16 protein-coding genes and 1 pseudogene are annotated in these 15,998 nt (G+C 68.1%); 8 read left to right on the top strand and 9 right to left on the bottom strand.

Annotated elements, in window-relative coordinates:
* Positions 1 to 67 precede the first annotated feature (67 nt).
* On the bottom strand, positions 68 to 325 hold the full coding sequence (gene ubiK / locus GBG68_RS08020) for a ubiquinone biosynthesis accessory factor UbiK (RefSeq protein ID WP_152146419.1): 258 nt from the start codon (positions 323 to 325) through the stop codon (positions 68 to 70).
* A gap of 273 nt (positions 326 to 598) precedes the next feature.
* Between ubiK and GBG68_RS08025 the strand changes: the two genes are divergently transcribed.
* From GBG68_RS08025 to GBG68_RS08045, 5 genes are all read left to right on the top strand, one after another.
* Positions 599 to 937: a P-II family nitrogen regulator gene (locus tag GBG68_RS08025; RefSeq protein WP_152146420.1), complete on the top strand. Its 339-nt coding sequence runs from the start codon at positions 599 to 601 to the stop codon at positions 935 to 937.
* Between the two features lie 24 nt (positions 938 to 961).
* Positions 962 to 2,218 (top strand): ammonium transporter, encoded by a 1,257-nt coding sequence (locus GBG68_RS08030; RefSeq protein WP_152146421.1) that lies wholly within the window; start codon positions 962 to 964, stop codon positions 2,216 to 2,218.
* Between the two features lie 118 nt (positions 2,219 to 2,336).
* Entirely contained in the window at positions 2,337 to 2,534 is a 198-nt protein-coding gene (locus GBG68_RS08035) for a hypothetical protein (protein ID WP_152146422.1), read from the top strand.
* A 5-nt stretch (positions 2,535 to 2,539) separates the two neighbouring features.
* On the top strand, positions 2,540 to 3,133 hold the full coding sequence (locus GBG68_RS08040) for an ATP-binding cassette domain-containing protein (protein ID WP_152146473.1): 594 nt from the start codon (positions 2,540 to 2,542) through the stop codon (positions 3,131 to 3,133).
* Positions 3,130 to 3,927: an ABC transporter permease gene (locus GBG68_RS08045; RefSeq protein WP_152146423.1), complete on the top strand. Its 798-nt coding sequence runs from the start codon at positions 3,130 to 3,132 to the stop codon at positions 3,925 to 3,927. Before GBG68_RS08040 ends, GBG68_RS08045 begins: the two co-directional genes overlap by 4 nt.
* Positions 3,928 to 3,964: 37 nt before the next feature.
* Here GBG68_RS08045 and speE read toward each other — a convergent pair whose 3' ends face one another.
* Positions 3,965 to 4,825, bottom strand: coding sequence for a polyamine aminopropyltransferase (gene speE, locus GBG68_RS08050; RefSeq protein WP_152146424.1), 861 nt, complete (start codon positions 4,823 to 4,825; stop codon positions 3,965 to 3,967).
* A gap of 85 nt (positions 4,826 to 4,910) precedes the next feature.
* On the opposite strand from speE, the gene speA reads away from it, so the two are divergent.
* Positions 4,911 to 6,788, top strand: coding sequence for a biosynthetic arginine decarboxylase (gene speA / locus GBG68_RS08055; RefSeq protein ID WP_152146425.1), 1,878 nt, complete (start codon positions 4,911 to 4,913; stop codon positions 6,786 to 6,788).
* 132 nt (positions 6,789 to 6,920) lie between these two features.
* Positions 6,921 to 7,799 (top strand): annotated as a pseudogene (locus GBG68_RS08060) (NAD(P)-dependent oxidoreductase); the annotation flags it as partial.
* Between the two features lie 105 nt (positions 7,800 to 7,904).
* Here GBG68_RS08060 and GBG68_RS08065 read toward each other — a convergent pair.
* The 3 genes from GBG68_RS08065 to GBG68_RS08075 form a co-directional block, all read right to left on the bottom strand.
* A complete protein-coding gene (locus GBG68_RS08065) occupies positions 7,905 to 8,525 on the bottom strand; it encodes an SPOR domain-containing protein (protein ID WP_152146427.1) in 621 nt (206 codons plus the stop codon).
* Between the two features lie 15 nt (positions 8,526 to 8,540).
* Positions 8,541 to 10,301, bottom strand: a complete 1,761-nt coding sequence (gene argS / locus GBG68_RS08070; RefSeq protein ID WP_152146428.1) for an arginine--tRNA ligase — start codon at positions 10,299 to 10,301, stop codon at positions 8,541 to 8,543.
* A gap of 112 nt (positions 10,302 to 10,413) precedes the next feature.
* Positions 10,414 to 12,615 (bottom strand): primosomal protein N', encoded by a 2,202-nt coding sequence (locus GBG68_RS08075; protein WP_152146429.1) that lies wholly within the window; start codon positions 12,613 to 12,615, stop codon positions 10,414 to 10,416.
* Positions 12,616 to 12,985: 370 nt separating this feature from the next.
* Between GBG68_RS08075 and GBG68_RS08080 the strand changes: the two genes are divergently transcribed.
* Positions 12,986 to 13,564, top strand: coding sequence for a DNA-J related domain-containing protein (locus GBG68_RS08080; protein ID WP_152146430.1), 579 nt, complete (start codon positions 12,986 to 12,988; stop codon positions 13,562 to 13,564).
* 18 nt (positions 13,565 to 13,582) lie between these two features.
* Here GBG68_RS08080 and GBG68_RS08085 read toward each other — a convergent pair whose 3' ends face one another.
* Genes GBG68_RS08085 through GBG68_RS08095 form a run of 4 tightly spaced genes read right to left on the bottom strand, consistent with a single transcriptional unit; the run spans position 13,583 to position 15,947 of the window.
* On the bottom strand, positions 13,583 to 14,152 hold the full coding sequence (locus GBG68_RS08085; RefSeq protein ID WP_152146431.1) for a TIGR02444 family protein: 570 nt from the start codon (positions 14,150 to 14,152) through the stop codon (positions 13,583 to 13,585).
* A 48-nt stretch (positions 14,153 to 14,200) separates the two neighbouring features.
* Positions 14,201 to 14,449: an ESPR-type extended signal peptide-containing protein gene (locus GBG68_RS14720; protein WP_226801730.1), complete on the bottom strand. Its 249-nt coding sequence runs from the start codon at positions 14,447 to 14,449 to the stop codon at positions 14,201 to 14,203.
* 33 nt (positions 14,450 to 14,482) lie between these two features.
* Positions 14,483 to 15,295: a hypothetical protein gene (locus GBG68_RS08090; protein ID WP_152146432.1), complete on the bottom strand. Its 813-nt coding sequence runs from the start codon at positions 15,293 to 15,295 to the stop codon at positions 14,483 to 14,485.
* A gap of 16 nt (positions 15,296 to 15,311) precedes the next feature.
* Positions 15,312 to 15,947: a hypothetical protein gene (locus GBG68_RS08095; protein WP_152146433.1), complete on the bottom strand. Its 636-nt coding sequence runs from the start codon at positions 15,945 to 15,947 to the stop codon at positions 15,312 to 15,314.
* Positions 15,948 to 15,998 lie beyond the last annotated feature (51 nt).

The following is a 15,998-nucleotide window of genomic DNA, read 5'->3' on the forward strand; positions in this document are numbered from 1 at the left end:
CCCCCTTCCCTGGGTGCTTATTGTTGCGTGAGGAGAGAACCGCGGCCATGCGCCGCGATTGCCTTTCCTATCCCTGCGCCCGGTCCTCGTGCTCTTCCAGCGTCGCCACCCGGGTCTCCAGCGCTTCCAGCTGGGCGCGGGTGCGGGCGAGCACCTTGGCCTGGGCGTCGAATTCCTCCCGGGTGACCAGGTCCAGGCGGTTGAACATGTTCTGCAGGGTCGCGCGCATGTTCTTTTCCATCTCCGCCTGAAATTCCCGCACCCCACCGGGCAGGTTCTCGCTCAGGCGGCGGGCCATTTCATCGAGTTTCTTCGGGTCCAGCATGACTGATGTCCTTCGGGGCTGGTGATTGCACCGCTTTGGTGCGAGGGATCCGCGGTGGCCGGCCCGTTTTGGTGCAACGGCGCCGCGGATCGGTGTTCCTGATGTTGCGCAAGCCTTTGTGGGGAAAGAGAAAACCCCGCATGGCACGGGAAGTGCTCTTCGCTCCGGTGCAAGCGTTCGATCAGCGCGGCCCCCGTTCCGAGCTATGGGCAGCGGATCGAGGGTGCAAGCGCCCGCGGGGCGGGCCGTACAGAAACCATCAAGGAGACGATCATGAAAATGGTCACCGCGATTATCAAGCCTTTCAAGCTCGATGACGTGCGCGAGGCCCTCTCGGAGATCGGGGTGCGGGGCATCACCGTCACCGAGATCAAGGGTTTCGGCCGCCAGAAGGGCCACACCGAACTCTACCGCGGGGCGGAGTACGTGGTGGATTTTCTCCCCAAGATGAAGGTGGAGATCGTCCTGGACGAAGCCCTGCTCGATCGGGCCGTGGATGCCGTCATTCAGGCGGCCAACACCGGCCGGATCGGCGACGGCAAGATTTTCGTCTTCGACGTCGAGCAGGTGGTGCGAATCCGCACCGGCGAGATTGGCGCCGACGCGCTTTAAGGGCAGTTCACGGGAGTAACGGTCATGAACGAAGTCATTGAACTGGCGTATGCCCTGGATACCTTCTATTTCCTGGTGTCCGGCGCGCTCGTGATGTGGATGGCGGCGGGTTTCGCCATGCTGGAGGCGGGCCTGGTGCGCGCCAAGAACACCGCCGAGATCCTCACCAAGAACATCGCGCTGTTCTCCATCGCCTGCATCATGTACATGCTGGTGGGTTACAACATCATGTACGGCGATTCGGTGAACAGCTTCATTCCGGGGCTGTCCTTCCTGATCGGCGGGGATCATGCCGCCGAGGCCGTGCTCGCCAGCGAGGGCGAGATCTACTACTCGAGCATGGCGGATTTCTTCTTCCAGGTCGTGTTCGTCGCCACCGCCATGTCCATCGTCTCGGGGGCGGTCGCCGAGCGGATGAAGCTCTGGGCCTTCCTGCTGTTCGCGGTGGTGATGACGGGTTTCATCTACCCGGTGCAGGGTTTCTGGAAGTGGGGCGGCGGTTTCCTGGAGGCCGCGGGCTTCAACGACTTCGCCGGCTCCGGCATCGTTCACATGACCGGCGCCGCCGCGGCCCTGGCCGGTGTGCTGCTGTTGGGCGCGCGCAAGGGCAAGTACGGCCCGAAGGGCGAGATCCGCGCCATTCCCGGTGCGAACATGCCGCTGGCGACCCTGGGCACCTTCGTGCTGTGGCTGGGCTGGTTCGGCTTCAACGGCGGCTCGGAGCTGATGATCTCCAACGTGGCCGAGGCCAACGCGGTGGCGAAGATCTTCGTCAACACCAACATGGCCGCCGCCGGGGGCCTGGTGGTGGCCCTGCTCACCGCCCGGGCGATGTTCGGCAAGGCCGATCTGACCATGGCCTTGAACGGCGCGCTGGCGGGCCTGGTGGCCATCACCGCCGAGCCGCTCACCCCCGCCCCCCTGGCCGCCACCCTGATCGGCGGTCTGGGCGGTCTGATCGTGGTGTTCGCCATCGTCGGTCTGGACAAACTGAAGATCGACGACCCGGTGGGCGCGATCTCGGTGCACGGCGTGGTCGGGCTCTGGGGCCTGCTGGCGGTGCCGCTGACCAATGCCGAGGCTAGCTTCGGCGCGCAGCTGCTGGGCATCGTCTGCATCTTCCTGTGGGTGTTCGGCGCCAGCCTGATCGTCTGGAGCCTCATCAAGGCGACCATGGGTATCCGGGTCTCCGAGGAAGAGGAGATCAACGGCGTGGACGTGGGCGAGTGTGGCCTGGAGGCCTATCCGGAGTTCACCACCACCCGCAATCCCGGCAACTGAACGCCGCCGGCACGCCAAAGGGGCGCCCTCGGGCGCCTCTTTGGGTCCTGGGCCGGCGATAGGCAGCGCTTCGCAAGTGTGGATAATGGGCCCCTGGCGACCCCCAGCGGAGACCCCCATGCGCGAACCGAACAAGCCGGCGGATGAGGCGCGGCGCCTGAGCGCGCTGCGCGCAATCGGTCTGTTGGATGGACCCGGGGGAGTGCGTTTCGCGCGCACTCCCCGGCGGGTCCGCGCCGATCAGGCCATGTACCGGGCCAAGCCCGGTGAAATCGCCCCGCTTTGCCCGGGCGGCGGCGACGAGTTCGCCACGTGAGCAAGATGCCCCTGTTACAGCTGCATGGGCTGGGCGTCGGCCAGTTGGCCCCCGTGAATGAGGAGCTGGCCGCCGCGGAGTGCCTGTGCCTGTCCGGCCCCTCGGGCAGCGGCAAGAGCCGCCTGCTGCGGGCGATCGCCGATCTGGACCCCCATGAGGGCGAGGCGCGGCTTGAAGGCCTGCCCGCCCACGCCATGCCGGCCCATCGCTGGCGCGCCCGGGTGGCTTATCTGCCCGCGGAAAGTGCCTGGTGGGCGGACACGGTGGGCGCCCACTTTCCCGCCGGTGCGGATGGCCTGCCCGCCCTCGGACTGGGCAAGGAGGCCCTGGGCTGGTCCGTCGCGCGCCTTTCCAGCGGTGAGCGTCAGCGCCTGGCGCTGTTACGGGTGGCCGCGCTCGCGCCCGCCGTGATGCTGCTCGACGAGCCCACCGCCAATCTGGATGCGGACAGCGCCGCCGCGGTGGAGGCCTGGCTGGCCGACTGGCGGCGGCGGGGCGTGGCGCAGATCTGGGTCTCCCATGACCCGGCGCAAATTCGCCGGGTGGCGGACCGCTGGCTGCGCATCGAGGATGGCGCGCTGCGGGAGGTGTCGCTATGAGCCTGCTGAGCCTTACGGCCTGGGATCTGGCCCTGGCCGCGGGCCTGGTGGTCGTGCTGGCCGCGCTCAGCTGGCAGGGGCAGCTGGGGGTGGGCCGCTCCTTGCTGATCGCCGGGGCGCGCACCGTGGTGCAGCTGCTGCTCATCGGCCTGGTGCTGGAAGCGCTGTTCGCCTTCAGCGCCCTGCACTGGGTGGCGCTGCTGGCGCTGGCCATGCTGCTCATTGCCGGGCGCGAGGTGATGGCCCGCCAGCAGCGGCGCTTCCTGGGGCTGTGGGGCTATGGCCTGGGCACGCTCGCCATGTCGGTGTCCTCTTTCAGTATCACCGTGCTCGCGCTGTTGCTGCTGGTGCAGCCGGAGCCGTGGTACCGCCCCCAGTACGCGGTGCCGCTGCTGGGCATGATGCTGGGCAACACCATGACCGGTGTGGCCGTCGCCCTGGACCGGCTCACCGAGAGCGCCTGGCGGGAGCGCAGCGGGATCGAGGGCCGCCTGCTGCTCGGCCAGCGCTGGGACCAGGCGGTGGCGGGCTTGCGTCGAGAGGCCATGCGCGCGGGCATGATCCCGATGATCAACGCCATGGCCGCCGCCGGCGTGGTCAGCTTGCCGGGGATGATGACCGGGCAGATCCTCGCCGGCGCCCCGCCGGTGGAAGCGGTGAAGTACCAGATCCTGATCATGTTTCTGATCACGGCGGGGACGGGTTTCGGCACCCTGGTGGCGGTGCGTCTGGGGGCGCGGCGGCTGTTCGATGGGCGGGAGCGGCTGCGCCTGGACCGGCTGCGCAAGCCGTGACCCAAAGGCCCGGGCAAGGCAGGCCCGGGCGCTCGCCTTACTGGTCGGTGAACAGGCCCTTGCAGAACTCCGGCACCGCCAGCGCCCCGCGGTGGATATCCACGTTGTAGTACTCGGTGGCGAAGGGCTTGGTCGCGGCGTCCGCTTCCCGATACTCCGTGAGCTTCGCGCCCTTGCCGGCCATGGTCGCCGACCACCAGCCGGAGGGGTAACCCACCACCGGAAAGGACAGGGTCGCCACCTGGGCAAAGCCCGCCTCGCGCATCACCCCATAGAGTTCTTTCAGGATGCTGTCCCGGTGCAGGATGGGCGATTCGCTCTGCTGGATCATCAGCCCGTCCTCGCGCAGCGCCCGGTGCACATCGCGCATGAAGCCCACGCCGAACAGGCCCGCCGCCGGGCCCACCGGGTCGGTGGAGTCCACGATCACCACGTCCACCGACTGCGCGGGCAGATCCTGCAGATACTTCACCCCATCGTCGAACAGCAGGGTGGCCCGCGGATCGTCGTTGGATTCGCACAGTTCCGGGAAGTATTCCCGCGCGGCGCGGGTCACACCCTCGTCGATATCCACCTGGGTGACCTGGCTAATGCCGGGGTGCTTGAGCACCTCGCGCAGCAGCCCGCAATCGCCACCGCCGATGATCAGCACCCGTTTGGGGTTCGGGTGGGTGTAGAGCACCGGGTGAGCCATCATCTCGTGGTAGACGAAATTGTCGCGGCTGGAGAGCATCACGCAGCCGTCGATCACCATCAACCGGCCCCAGTGAGTGGTCTGGTACACCTCTATGCGCTGGAACTCGGTCTGCTCCTCGTGCAGCTTCTTGCTGATCTTCATGGAGAAGGCCAGGCCCTCGTCTTCCAGCGCCTCGGTGAACCAGTGCTTGTCCGCGATCATGCGTCCCGCCTCGTTAAAACTTTGGATAGGCTCTAAACTGCGCGGATTCTTCACATTCGCCTCGGATAAAGCAAGCGGACAGCAGATGCAGGATTGGGATGTTTCACGCGCACGGCAGACCTACAACACCGTTCACTGGAGCGGCGGGTACTTCGACATCAACACCGAGGGCCGGGTGGTGGCCCGCCCGCGGCGCGCCGGCGAGGGCATCGACCTCTACGCGCTGACCGAGGCCCTGCGCGAGCAGGGCGTGAGTCTGCCGGTGCTGGTGCGCTTCCTGGACATTCTCCATGACCGGGTGGACAGCCTCTGCGCGGCCTTCAGCGAGGCCATGCGCAGCGAGCGCTACGAGGGCCGCTACACCGCCGTCTACCCCATCAAGGTCAATCAGCAGCGCCGGGTGGTGGAAGAGATCCTCGCCCGCAACCACGGCCAGGTGGGCCTGGAGGCCGGCTCCAAGCCGGAGCTCATGGCCGTGCTGGGCTTGATCCCCGCCGGCGGTACCGTGATCTGCAACGGCTACAAGGACCGGGAATACGTGCGCCTGGCCCTGCTCGGGCAGCAGCTCGGGTACCGGGTGCACATCGTCGTCGAGAAGCTCTCCGAGATCGAACTGGTGATCCGCGAGGCCCGCGCGCTGGGCGTGGAGCCGCTGCTGGGCCTGCGCCTGCGGCTGGCCTCCATCGGCGCGGGCAAATGGCAGAACACCGGCGGGGAGAAATCCAAGTTCGGCCTCACCGCCTCCCAGGCGCTCACGGTGGTGGAACGGCTGCGCGAGGCGGGCATGCTGGAGAGCCTGCAGCTGCTGCATTTCCATCTGGGCTCCCAGATCCCCAACATCCGCGACATTCAGCGCGGCATGCGCGAGGCCGCCCGCTCCTACGCCGAGCTGCGCCATCTGGGCGTGCCCATTGCCACCGTGGACGTGGGCGGCGGCCTGGGCGTGGACTACGAGGGCACCCGCTCGCGCAGCTACTGCTCCATCAACTACACCCTGGCCGAGTACGCCAGCAACGTGGTCTATGCCCTGCGCGAAATCTGCCAGCAGCAGGCGCTCCCCCAGCCGGACATCATCAGCGAGTCGGGTCGGGCGCTCACCGCGCATCACGCGGTGCTGATCACCAATGTCATCGACTACGACCGCACCGCCGACGGCGCCGATCTGCAGCCCCCCGCGGCGGACGCGCCGCTGATCCTGAAAGACCTGTGGCACGGCCTGCGCGAGGTCGCCGCCCGCTCCCCGGTGGAAGCCTGGCACGATGCGGCGCACTGGCTGAGCGAAGCGCAGGCCATGTACACCCATGGCGTGCTGAGCCTGGCGCAGCGCGCCCAGGCCGAGCGCATCTACCAGGCCACCTGCCACGCCGTGCGCCCGCGCCTGGACCCCCACAGCCGCGCGCACCGGGAACTGTTGGACGAGCTCAACGACAAGCTCGCCGACAAGCTGTTCTGCAACTTCTCCCTGTTCCAGTCCATGCCCGATGCCTGGGCCATCGACCAGATCTTCCCCATCCTGCCCCTGCAGCGACTGGACGAAGCGCCCACCAGCCGCGCCGTGCTGCAGGACCTGACCTGCGATTCCGACGGCACCATCGGCGGCTACGTGGACCGGGACGGGGTGGAGAGCACCCTGGCCCTGCCCGAATACCGCCCTGGCGAGCCGTATTTGCTGGGCATGTTCATGGTGGGGGCGTATCAGGAGATCCTGGGCGACATGCACAACCTGTTCGGCGACACCGATTCGGTGAACGTGCGCCTGAGCGGCGATGGTTACGAGATCAGCGATGTGCGCCGGGGGGACACGGTGGACGCGGTGCTGCGCTACGTGCACTTCGACGCCGAGGACCTGCTTGTTGCCTACCGTGAGCGCGTCGCGGCCGCGCCGCTGGATGAGGCGCGCAAGGCGGAGTGTCTGCGGGAGCTGGAGGAAGGCCTGCGGGGCTACACCTACCTGGAAGACTAGGGGAGCGGGGGTTCGCGGCCATGCACCGCGCCTGCAAGGGGGGCGGGCCTCCTCTTCGTAGGAGCGGCTCATGGCCGCGAAGCTCCATGCCCTTCTGCTAAGGTTTCAAACCACCCCCCGAAGCAAGCTGAGGACCAACAACCCATGAAAACCGGTTTCATCGGCCTGGGCGGCATGGGCCGCGGCATGGCCGCCAACCTGCACCGCGCCGGCCTGCTCAGCGTCGTCTACAATCGCAGCTACGAGCGCGCCATCGAATTCGCCGGCGCGCACGGCGTCACCGCCGCCGACGAGATTCCCACCCTCGCCGCCGAATGCGAGCTCATCTTCACCTGCGTGTCCCGCGACGAGGACGTGCTGGACGTCATCGACGCCATGCTCCCGGCCCTGCGCCCGGGCAGCATTGTGGTGGACTGCTCCACCATCGCCGTGGACACGGCGAAAGAGGCCGCCCGGCGCCTGGCCGAACGCGATGCCCGGTTCCTGGACGCGCCGGTCTCCGGCGGCGTGGAAGGGGCGCGCAACGGCCAGCTGGTGATGATGGTGGGTGGTGACCCGGCGGTGCTGGAGCGCGTGCGCCCGGCGCTGGACGCCATGAGCAAGGCGGTCACCCACATGGGCGAGGTGGGCGCGGGGCAGGCCACCAAGGCGGTGAACCAGATCATGGCCGCCGGCATCAATCAGGCGGTCACCGAGGCCCTGGCCTTCGGCCAGGCCTCGGGGCTGGATATGGACAAGGTGATCCAGGTGGTGGGGGGCGGTGCCGCCGGCAACTGGTTCGTCAACCATCGCGGCCCCACCATGACCCGGGGCGTGTTCGAGCCCGGCTTCAAGGTGGCGCTGCACCACAAGGACCTGGGCATCTGCCGCAAGATGCTGGAAGCGCGGGGCGTGGCGCTACCCGTGGTGGAAATGACCCTCAAGCACTATGAGCGGCTGATGGAGCAGGGACATGGGGAAGAGGACATTTCCGCGCTGTATCGGCTGAAGCGGGCCATGTTCCAGGCGTAAGGGTTTTCTCGCGCAGGAGCGGCCCATGGCCGCGAATGCTGCCATTCGGCGATACGGGAGGAAAGACATTCGCGGCCATGAGCCGCCCCCACAGGTGATGCTCGTTCAACCACCCTGTTTCAGCAGAATCGTCTCTATGCCGTTTTCCTGCAGGCGCTGGCGGGCGGTGTTGAGCCGGCCGTTGTCGCGGTAGGGGCCGATTCGCACCCGGTGCCAGGTCTCGCCACTGGCCAGTCGCACCCGCTGGATGCGCGCCTCCACGCCCAGCAGGGCGAGGTTGGCGCGCAACCGTTCGGCGTCTTCCTGCTTCTGGAAACTGCCGGCCTGCAAGAGATAATTGCCGCCGGCTTTGGCGGGCTGGGCGCGCGATCGGGGCGGGGCGCTGCGCGGCGTCTCGGCGGTGCGCTCTTCCGGCACCACCACTTCCTGCTCGGGCAGCAATTTGTAGAACTCGAAACGCGGGCGGCTGGGTGGCTGTTGGGCCGGTGGCTCGCCACCCGCCTGGCCCGTCGGCGCGCGCCCGGCCTTGCCCGGCTGCACGAACAGCCGCTGCGGCTCCTGTTCCAGATGGTAGAGGTGCACCAGCAGGGCGGCGAACAGGCCGATGGCAAGGCCGGTGAAAAGCCATAGCCAGCCCGGCAGCCCGGCGCGGGCCGGCTTGGCCTTTGCCTTCGGGCGCGCGCCGCCGCTGCTGCGACGCCCGGCGTTCTTGTAGTCCCGTGCCACCGTCTTGCCCCTGTCTTACATGCTCTGCGGCGCCGATACGCCGAGGATCGCCAGCCCGTTGGCCAGCACCTGCCGGGTGGCCAGCACGAGGTTCAGCCGAGCATGGCGCAGATCGGCATCCTCCACCAGGAACTGATGCGCGTTGTAGTAGGTGTGCAGGCCGTTGGCCAGATCCCGCAGATAGTTGGCGAGCTGATGTGGCTCGCGGGCGGCGGCGGCCTTGTCGATCACATCCGGGTAGCGGCGCAGCAGGTTGAGCAGATCCTGCTCGTGGGCCTCGGTGAGGCGCGGCAGGGCGGCTTCGCCGGCCACCGGGTCGTGGGTGAGGCCCTTTTCGTCCATCTGCCGCAACACGGAGCAGACCCGGGCGTGGGCGTACTGGATGTAGTACACCGGGTTGTCGGCGGACTGGGATTTGGCCAGGTCCAGGTCGAAGTCCATGTGCTGCTCGGGCTTGCGCATCACGTAGAAAAAGCGCGCCGCGTCCCGGCCCACTTCCTCGCGCAGTTCGCGCAGCGTCACGAAGGAGCCGGAGCGGGTGGACATCTGCACCCGCTCGCCGCCGCGGTAAAGAATGGCGAACTGCACCAGGCGCACTTCCAGGCGCTTGGGGTCTTCGCCGAAGGCGGCGAGCGCGGCCTGCACCCGGGGCACGTAGCCGTGATGGTCCGCGCCCCAGATGTCGATGGCGGTGCCAAAGCCCCGGTCGAGCTTGTTCAGGTGGTAGGCGATGTCCGAGGCGAAGTAGGTGATCTGGCCGTTGTCCCGGCGCACCACCCGGTCCTTCTCGTCGCCGAAGGCGCTGGAGCGGAACCACCAGGCGCCCTGGTCCTTGTACAGATGCCCGCGCCCCTGGAGCTTGTCCAGCGCCCGGTCCACCGCGCCCGATTCGGTGAGCGAGGCCTCGGAGAACCATTCGTCGTACTCCACCCCGAATTCCGCCAGATCCTCGCGGATGTCCGCGAGGATGGCGTCCTTGCCGAAGGCGTGCACGGCCTTGTAGCCGGCATCGCCCAGCAGTTCCCGGGCGCGATTCACCAGGGCGTCGATGTGGGCTTCCTTGTCGCCGCCCTGCTCGGCGTCGGCGGGCAGATCGGCCATCACCGCGGCGGCCGGGTGGCGGTAGGCATCGCCGGCTTCGCGGTGCAGATCGGCGGCGATCAGGTGGACGTACTCACCCTTGTAGCCGTTGTCGGGAAAACGGAGCGTCTCGCCGCAGCGCTCCAGATAACGCAGCCACACGCTGGCGGCGAGGATGTCCATCTGCCGGCCGGCGTCGTTGACGTAGTACTCCCGGTGTACCTGGTAGCCCGCCGCTTCCAGCAGGTTCGCCAGCGCCCCGCCGAAGGCCGCGCCCCGGCCATGGCCCACGTGCAGGGGGCCGGTGGGGTTGGCGGAGACGAATTCCAGCATCACCCGCTGATCCTGCCCCTGGCGGCCGCGGCCGAAAGTCTTGCCCTGTTCCAGGATCTGCCCCACCACGGCGGTGGCGGCGTCGGCGTGCATGAAGAAATTGATGAAGCCCGGGCCGGCGATCTCCACCTTGTCGAGCCGGGCGGATTCCGGCAGCGCCTCCACCAGCAGCTGGGCCAGCTCCCGCGGCGGCTTGCCGGCGATCTTGGCGAGCTTCAGCGCGGTGTTGGTGGCGTAGTCGCCGTGGGCCTTGTCCCGGGCATCCTGGATCTCGATGTCCGGCTCGGCATTGGCCGGCAGCACGTGTTCGGCCTGCAGGCGGGCGATGGCCTGATGGATCAGCTGGGCGAGATGGCTTTTCATAATGGGGTTCGTGCGTCCTGAACGGGCGAGCCGGGTATTATCGCGCTTGTGGGCGCTGATTCAATGATATGCGCGGTAAAACCCGCCCGTCGCCAAGCCCCCGGGGCTCGGCTCAGAGCATCTCCAGCGGGTCCACGTCCATGGACCAGCGCACCTTGCGCGCCTCCTTGAGCTTGCCCAGACCCGCCACCCACACGCCCAGCAGGCGGTGCAGATCTCGCCGCTCGAAGGCCTGAAGCAATAACTGCGCCCGGTAACGCCCGGCGCGCCGCTCCATGGGGGCGGGGACGGGGCCGAGCAGTTGCACGCCCGGCAGGCCCAAGGCATCGGCCTGGCGGCGGGCGGCTTCCAGGAAGTCCTCCGGCGGCCCCGGGTCCACGGCTTCGGCCCGCAGCAGGGCCAGATGGGCGTAGGGGGGCAGGCCCGCGGCGCGGCGCTCGGCCAGCTGCTGCTCGGCCAAGCGTTCGTAGCCGTGGTGGATCAGTACCTGCAGCAGGGGGTGATCCGGGTGGTGGGTCTGTATGGCGACTTCGCCGGGCTTCTCGGCCCGGCCGGAACGGCCGGCCACCTGCACCACCAGTTGGCCCAGCCGTTCGGGGGCGCGGAAATCCGCGCCGAACAGGCCTTGGTCGGCGTCGATGATCCCCACCAGGGTGATGTTGGGCAGGTCGTGACCTTTGGCGAGCATCTGGGTGCCGAGCAGAAGGCGGGCCTCGCCGGCGTGGGCCTGCTCCAGCAGGCGCTGCAGTTCGCCCTTGCGTCGGGTGCTGTCCCGGTCGATGCGCAACACGCCCTGCTCGGGAAAGTGCTCCCGCAGCACGCTCTCCAGTTGCTCGGTGCCCTGGCCGATGGGGCGCAGGTCCACGCTCTGGCAGTCGGGGCAGTGGGGGCGCAGCCGCGCCTCGTGGCCGCAGTGGTGGCAGCGCAGGCGGCCGGCCCGGCGATGCCAGGTCAGGCGCGCGTCGCAACGGGGGCAGCCAGCCACCCAGCCACACTCGTGGCACATGAGCACCGGGGCGAAGCCGCGGCGGTTGAGAAACAGCAGCACCTGGCCGTCCTGGTCCAGATGCCGGCGCATGGTTTCCATCAGTTGGGGCGTGAGCCCGCCTTCCAGGGGCTTGCCCCGGGCATCCAGCACCTGAAAGCGCGGTGGTCGGGCCGCGCCGGCCCGGCGAGAAAGGCGCAGGTGCTGGTAGCGCCCGGCGCGGGCGTTGGCGAGGCTCTCCAGGGAGGGCGTGGCCGAGCCGAGGATGATGGGGATATCCAGCTTGCGTGCCCGCACCAGGCTCAGATCCCGTGCCGAGTAGCGAAAGCCGTCCTGTTGCTTGAAGGACAGGTCGTGCTCCTCGTCCACGACGATCAGCCCGGGCTCGGCGAGCGGGGTGAACACCGCCGAGCGCGTGCCGATGATCAGCCGCGCCTCGCCCCGGGCGGCGGCCAGCCAGGCGTTGAGGCGTTCGCGCTCGTTGAGCGCCGAATGCAGCACGGCGATGGGCACGGCGTAGCGGCGGCGGAAGCGGTCGAGCAGCTGCGGGGTGAGGCCGATCTCGGGCACCAGCACCAGGGCCTGGCGGCCGGCGGCCAGGGTCTCGCCGATGGCGGCGAGGTATACCTCGGTCTTGCCGCTGCCGGTGACGCCATCGAGCAGGCTGGCGCGAAAGCCCGCCGCCTGCCCCAGGAGCGCTTCGCAGGCGGCCTGCTGCTCGGCGTTCAGCGCCGGGGCGACGCTCTCGCCACTGCCTTCGATCAGGCCGTAGCCCGGCCGCTCCAGGGCTTCCGCCAGGCCTTTTTCCACCAGCGCGCGAAAGGCACCGCGCCAATCGCCTTCCTCGGGCAGGCTGCTGGGCGAGAGCGCTTGATCGGCGGCGCGCAGGCGTTGCAGCAATGCCGCCTGGCGCGGCGCGCGGCGCAGCTGCTTCAGCGGAATCTGCTGGCCTTGCGCGGTGCAGCGCCAGTGCTGCAGCTGCTGCGCCTCGGCGGCCTCGCCCTGGCGCAGCAGCACCGGCAGCAGGGTCTGGAAGACCTCGCCCGGGGGGTGGTGATAGTAGGCGGCGGCCCATTCGGCCAGCGCCACCAGCTCCGCGGGCAGGCAGGGCTCGTCGGGGTCCAGCACCCGGTGCAGGGCGCGCAGGCGGGCGTCCGGCGTGTCGGTGTGGGCGACCGGCGCGCGAACCACGCCGATCAGTCGCTGCCGGCCGAAGGGTATTTCCACACGAGCGCCGGGGGCGGGCATCGGCGCGCCGGCCGGCAGCCGGTAGTCGAAGTAGCCGTGCAGCGGCGCCGGGACGGCAATCTGTACCAGGGGTTCAGGCACGAGGTGTCCAGGGTTTTCGCGGCGTGTCAGCCGGGTGATTTACGAGCCGCCGTTCAAGCGGTTTCTTAGCTGAAGTCACGTAACTGTCTCACAGTGTTTCAAAAACCTTACTTGTCCACAAAACCTGTGGATAAGTCTGTGGAAGACCGTTGGGGAAACGCCGCAAATGGCGGTCACTGGCGGCTTTCCCTTAGATTGTTCAGAAACTCGCCAATTTCCATAATGCCCAGAAAAAACAGCATCTTGAGTTAATTTCAGGCCTTGTCCAAGGGGCTGTTGCCGGGCCGTGCGGACGGCGGCGACGGTGGTGTGCATAAGTGCTTGACTTCTCGTCGCCGCAGGCTTCAGCGGAGTACGTTACACTGGACACATGTCACAGTCATGGGACAGTTGGGATGTTCTCCTCGGGGCTATCGAGGCGCAACTGCGGGCCCACCCGGCGGGGCTGAGCGAGTTCGCGCTGATCCGGGCGCTGCAGGCCGCCGAGGTGGAGGGCTTCGCCCCGGGAGCGCTCTCGGAACCGCTCAGCCTCTACCGCACGCACTTTCTGTTGTTCCACAGCCTGTACCGCCTGCGCGAGCGCCTCGCCGACGAGGGCCTGCAAATACACTGCCTGCGGATAAAGCTGCTGCCCACGGCGGAGCGGGGGGCCGGCGATGGCTTGCCCGCGGCGCCCGATTCGCTGGCCGATTTCTACCTGGACCTGCGCAACCGGGACAATGTGGACGAGGCGCAGGTGCTGGAGATGCTGGGCGCCTTCTGGCGAGCCTTCAAGGGGCGCGACGCCCGGGCCGAGGCACTGGCCGTGCTGGAGCTGCAGGACCCGGTGGAGGCGGCCGATATCAAGCGCCAGTACCGGCGCCTGGCCATGCGCCACCACCCGGATCGCGGCGGCGACGGCCAGCGCTTGCAAGCGATCAATGCCGCCATGGCAGCGTTGGGGGTCTAGCCGCCGGCGGGCGATGGGCTACGCGCCGCGCCAGACCCGCGCGGTTTCCGCCTGCAGATCCGCGACACTGCGCCCCGGGCAGGCGGCCTGGAGGATCAGGCTCAGATCTTCCACGGCCTCGGCTTCCGCGCGGGGGCAGTACTTGCGCATCAACAGCACGGCATTATGGCTGGCGTCGCGCCAGCGCTCACCGATGGGCGCGCAGGGGAGCCCCTGGGGGAAGTCCATCAGAAAGAGCTTCTGTTCGATGCGCTCGGCGTCCAGCTCCCGCTCCAGCAGCTGCTTGCGCAGGCGGTAGGTTTCGTCCTCCACGCCCTGCGGGGGTTGCTGGCGCAGCTGGCGGCGCAGGGCGCGGATCGGCTGGATCACGTCCCGGTGCCATTCGGTGGCGCGGCGGGCGGTGTCCTCCAGTTCGGTGGCGCCCAGGCGGCCATAGCCATGGCTGCCGGTCCACACGGCGGCGAACAGGGTGCTGATGCTCACCCCGTAGCGGGCCTGCACTCGCAGGCAGGCCGCCTTCACGCCGTCCCGTTCGTACACGGCGACGGCAAAGTTCCACAACTCCCGGGCGGCGGTGTCCTGATTCATCTTGGCGGTTCCTGGCTGACTTGCCCCTGGCGGCGTATCCCGACAACCTTAGCCGGATAGGCCGCCGTAATGAAACGATCCTTTACGCTGCCGGGGAGGATTTCCAGCGCCTGGAATGGTCGGCGCTGGGCCGTGAGACGCTGGTACGGTGGATGGTGGCGCGTTTTCTGCCCGGCGGGGCCTCGTGAGTGCCGTTGCGCCGTACGAGGCGCGCCGTGGGCGGCTTCGGGCGAGTTCGAGGGCAAGGGGCCACAGCTGCCGGCGGTAGTTCCAGACGAGCCGAAAATGCGGATTCATGAGCCTGCCCAAGGCGCTGCGGCCGGGCAGGCTTCAGGGGGTTAAGCGTCGGCGCCAGACCAGCCAGGTCAGCAGCAGGGCGGCGAGCGTCAGCGGCGAGAGGCTGCCGCCGCCGCCACTGTTGCGGCGCTCCTCCGCGCGGATGCCGGCTTCCAGGGCGTCCAGTTCCGCCGAAAGCGTATCCAGTTGCCGGTTCAGGGCATCCACCTGCGCGGCATAATCGCCCAGCACGCCGGCGTCCAGCTGCGCCTTGATCACCGCATCGGTGGCCGCCAGGGCCAGGGCCACATTGGCCAGGCGGTGAGGTTTGGCGGGGCTGCCCACGCTGACCTCGCCGGGAACGCCCGCGCTGTCCATGCCGAGAATGACGCTGCGGTCGCCGGCGGTGCCGAGGGTGATGACGGGGGCTTCGAACGTGACGTACTGAACCTCGCAATCGGGATTCACCACCGGTTCGCCGGCCGGGATCCTCCCGCCGGGGTGCGCCGGACACCCTAAAAAGGCGAAGTCCGGCGCGGTGCCGTCGCTGAGCTGTTCGGTGACGCCGTCGCGCATGCGGAAGCTTGCGTAGTCATTGCCTCCGCTGGTGCTGCTGTTGAATTCCACCGACCAGGTGCCGTCTTCCTGGGGCTGGATTGTGTTGGTGTCGGTGAAGCGCAGGCGCAGGTTGTTTTCTTTCAGCTTGAAGAAGGCGGCCGAGAAATCCTCGTTGTCCACGCAGTCCACGCCCACGCAACCCGAACCCTCAATGATCAGATCGTCGTGGCGCACATCATCGCTGTGGGCGGCGCCGGCGAAGGCCAGCAATAGTGCGGCCGCCAGAGAGCGGTATGAATGTTTCAGCATTGGGCGCTCCGGGGCCTCAAGGACGGTACACGATGGCGGGTCTGCTTTCCTCGAGGGCCTGCAGCCGGGCGGCAAGCTCGTTCGCCCGGGTGTTCAGGGCGTTGATGCGCTCGCTGAGCGTGGTCAGCGAAGCCGTCATGGCGGCGGTCTGGTCGTCAATGGTGGCCAGCGTGGCGGTCTTGAAGGCTTCGAACTGGCGCTGGTTGACCGCGTCGTGATCAACGGTGGCATCCGCCACATGGGCGATCCGCCGCTCGTTACCGGGGCTGCCCACGGAAATGGCCCCCGCCTCCCGGGCGGCGGTGGCGCCCAGCGTGATACTGCCATCGCGGTACAGGCTGAGCACGGGCACGCCGGCAACGGCGTCTTCCAGATAGAAATAGCTGTTCACGCCACTGCCGTCACCCCGCGACCCCAGTGCCCAGTCATGGGTGGGGAAGGCGCCGGCGCTGGTGTCCTGGATCAGCAGGCGCGGCTCCGGGGCCTTCAGCTTGAGCGTGTCGAACTGAAAATCCTCACCGTCTTCACAGGCGGTGCCGAAGCAGGCGGAGCCCTGGACGATGAGATCATCGTTGATGATCTCATCGGCGGAAACCATTGGGGCCGACAGCAGGGCCAGGGCAGGCCAGAGGTTGCGAGCGATGCGAAGCATGGTTGTTATCGTCTTTTTCTATTGTTGAAGCGCCTGCGCAGTATAGTCGCG

This window comes from Alkalilimnicola sp. S0819 (assembly GCF_009295635.1).
Classification (GTDB): domain Bacteria; phylum Pseudomonadota; class Gammaproteobacteria; order Nitrococcales; family WHIW01; genus S0819.